This is a genomic window from Verrucomicrobiota bacterium (assembly GCA_037139415.1).
GTDB lineage: Bacteria > Verrucomicrobiota > Verrucomicrobiia > Limisphaerales > Fontisphaeraceae > JBAXGN01.
In genome coordinates this window covers 1-3,507 of sequence record JBAXGN010000335.1, presented here as the reverse complement: position 1 = coordinate 3,507, position 3,507 = coordinate 1, and the positions used below count along the sequence as shown (strand labels likewise).

Annotated in this window: 2 protein-coding genes; one reads left to right on the top strand and one right to left on the bottom strand. The window is 55.6% G+C overall.

Annotation, left to right across the window (positions count from 1 at the left end; all coding sequences use genetic code 11):
* Nucleotides 1-27: 27 nt before the first annotated feature.
* Nucleotides 28-2,586 carry a hypothetical protein gene (locus WCO56_29315; GenBank protein ID MEI7733701.1) on the bottom strand — a complete coding sequence of 853 codons (2,559 nt, stop codon included), beginning with the start codon at nt 2,584-2,586 and terminating at the stop codon, nt 28-30.
* A 358-nt stretch (nt 2,587-2,944) separates the two neighbouring features.
* Between WCO56_29315 and WCO56_29310 the strand changes: the two genes are divergently transcribed.
* Complete coding sequence (locus WCO56_29310) at nt 2,945-3,472, top strand: hypothetical protein (protein ID MEI7733700.1); 528 nt, start codon at nt 2,945-2,947, stop codon at nt 3,470-3,472.
* Nucleotides 3,473-3,507: the final 35 nt, after the last annotated feature.

The following is a 3,507-nucleotide window of genomic DNA, read 5'->3' as shown; positions in this document are numbered from 1 at the left end:
AAACCAAAACAGCTTACAGAAAAACGACTATGCTAACTCGTAAACTGGGGCTAGGACGGAATAGGGCGAACCCGGCCAACCTTGGACGGTGAAGGATGCCAGTTCGGGTTTATCCTCGCGCAATTGGATTCCGCCGGGCGCATGAAGTTGCACTTCGGAACGGCGGGCAGCGCGAAATTCATAGATCGGCGGTCCGCCATAGAGTCGCACCGCATTGATGCCGACCGTAGCCGGATTGATTGCCGAGCCATCGCTTTGCTGGACCGCGAGAAGGTAGAAATCAGGCAACAGACCGGCGCGCTCGACATCCAACGCCTTCCACGTGTGCTGCAATCCCGCCCGGGTGATACCATCCGCCAGGTTGCGCCAAGGCGAATTGGCATCAACCACGGCTAATTGGTACAGCGCGTCGGCATACACCAGTCCGCACCATTGCACTGGTTGCCCGAACCAGACCGGCGCTCGCCATCCCGTGGCACCCAACACCGCAATGGTGGAGTAAGGCCCGACCGGATATTCAGTGGGGGCAACCAGATATACAAAGGGCACGCCGGTCCACGCCCAGTAGCGGGCTTCCTCCAAGAACGTGGTGTCCCCCGTCAACTCATATCCAATGACATAGGCGTGAACCAAGTGGGCCGAGGCCAGGATATCGGGGGTGTGCAGTGGAATCTCCCAAGTCTGTGCGCCGCGCGGCACCCCTTGACGATAAATGGACAGGCCCTTCAAGCATTGCACGGCATTACTGATCAACGATGGATCACCGCTAAAAGCGGCGGCGGCCAAACCGCTGTACACCACTTGCGCCGTCAATCCATTGGCATGGTTGGTGTGATACGTGCGCCCGTAGTCGGGGCGGTTGGCCGTCGGATGATACCGGATGACGCCCTGGGCGCTGAGTTGCTGGGTGAAGTGACGCGCCTGGGCACGGGCGGTCTCCAAGTTGAGGCGCACTTCATTGAACGCCAGTGCAGCCGCCGGGGTACGCACATGGCCTACGCCGGAATGATACAGTTGGTTGACAGGAATAGGTTGGAGAACCTGGGCGGAAGCCTCGATCAATTGCTGGCGCGTGGATGCATCCGTCGTTTTCTGCGCCAGCCATGATTGGAACAGAGCGGCATCCGCTGCTGGAGTTGGACCAAAGCCCGGCCAATAGGCGTGCCGGTACAGATTCCCCCTGCGGATCTTGGAATTCAGCCAACCGTACGCGGCCAAGCTCACGTACTGTTCCTGGTTCAAGCCAGTCTCCGGCGGTTTCGGCCAGCCTTGCACGCGCACATAGTGCTGCACGGCGGCAACCACCGTATCGCCAACACCACCAATCAATTTGGCGCGCAAAGTCAGCGGCTTTCCTGCGATCAACACTTGGGGAGAATATGGCACCAGGCTACCCTCCTCGCGATTTTCACCGTCCGATTGCGGCCATAGCACACCCATGAGATGACCGCCACTATTAACGAGGCGGTCCGGCGAATCGAACACCGCGCTGAACTGCAGGTGATCCTCCCAAATCAATCCCACGTAATGTCCCGCCTGCTCAATCGCCATCAGCGGGAAGGTGATTTTGTGATTAGCGGGCACCTGCCGCTGCGCCTGTGGCCCTTCAATATCGGCGGTGGAACTACTGGGTTCATTGTCCAAATATTCGAGTCCGGCAAACAGTCCCTGATGCTTGTTGGTGCCGAAAGACTGCGCTCCCGCCGCGAGCCATGTCATGGGCAGGAACAAGACCTCACGGTTCTGGCTGACAGTAACGCGCGTCTCCACGCGGATGGTTCCGGCGGCATCTGCCTGAAACTCCTGTTCGTGGAGCCATTCCGCACCCTGCGCATCCCGCAGCCGACTGCGGAAGGCATACGTTCCCTTGGAGCCACTCTTTGCTGGCACGACCTGGGCAACGGGAAAATTTACCCAGACGGGCTGTTCCTGCCAGAGATACCCCACCCGGTAATGCGGGAAACCGACGGCCATGCTGCGCCCATGCACCCGCAACTCGTATCCGGCGGGATGCTGCGGATTGGCCCATAATTCCAAATCGCCGGAGGTAAGGGTCTTTTCAGCACCGGGCACCAATTTTGGCATGGGAGGCCAAACCGGAATTTTCACCGAAAGCCGCCGCTCCATCCGCAGAGTGTCCACAATGCACTTGCCGCCTTGCCCGGGTGGATCGAAGCGCAAATGGTATCCCTTGCGGAGCGCAGGAAAAGGAATCCGCAAATCCACCCACCGGTTGCGCGGTACCGGGAAGGACACCACCTGTTCAGGACTTGCCTGGTCTTGATAGTAAAAAAACTGCCCCATCCCACCTTGCTCCGACTTCAAGCGCAGGCGCATCGTCAGCAGTTCACCCGCCGGGTAATCGCGCGCTGGCCCATGAAAGTATGGGTCGTTACCGGCGATGGTGATCTCCAGCCCCTCGTCGGTTGACCGCAAAACGGGAATATGATGCGGTGTTCCCCACTCACGCACGACAGTGGCGGACTTGAAATCAAAGGATGGCAACGCATCCGCGGCTTCCATGCCAGCACACGCGCCCAGCAGCGTCACCAGCGCCAAAACTTTGCATGATACATTGTACTGCATAGATATTGAAGATTGGAATCACCTACCGCCCGACATATTCAAGTTACTTTCACTCTCATTTGTGTCAGCGCTTTGTTGTTGATTCTCAACACGTTAAGATTGGAGTAGGTAATTTCTGCATTTACAGGAAAAATATCTTATAAAACCACAACATAACACTTGACACAAATACGACACCATAGTAAGCAATATTCATGTTCGGCATTCCCATAGATCAATCATTTATGGATATACCCCACACAGAAAGAGTTTTCCTTGTGGTACGACTTGGTGTTGGCATTGTCCCAACTGTTCAATTGTTGCAATTTTTTTATCCAACTTATAAGCAATCTTGAATTTCACATAAACCGGAGGAAAAATGAATAAAACACATAGTACCAAACGTCACCGTTCGTTTGCGCCTTTGCTCCTTGGGACAACTGACCAGCCAAAAGAAGGTGGAACGCCGTCCATGGTAACGACCAACGATTCGTCACCTGTCTCCTTAATCCTTGGTGCTGTCTTGTTTGGACTAATCTTCGCGCAGGCAACGATCGGACAGACGGACACTAACCAACCGCCCTCAGACGGCGTGCAGATGACAATTACCTCGCCCACCCGCCAAGTGATGCTTGGGAAATTGGGAACGCAGCCATTCAAAGTTCCTGCGCCTGTTGCTAGGAAGGGGCAGAAATCGGCCAGCGCGACGTTCACAATCCAGTACCTAAATACGGGGGATGCAAACGCCTTTGGTGACGTTTGCGTCGGCTGGCCAGCGGACGCTAATGTGGCCTTTACTTATGCAGCCAATATTTGGGGCTCGTTAATCAATTCATCCGTACCGATCAAAATCAATGCCTGCTGGGCAAACATGGGCACCAGCGGAATCTTAGTTCTACTTCGTTAAGTTATTTCTTGCGTTGCCGTCCGGGGTGCGATAGT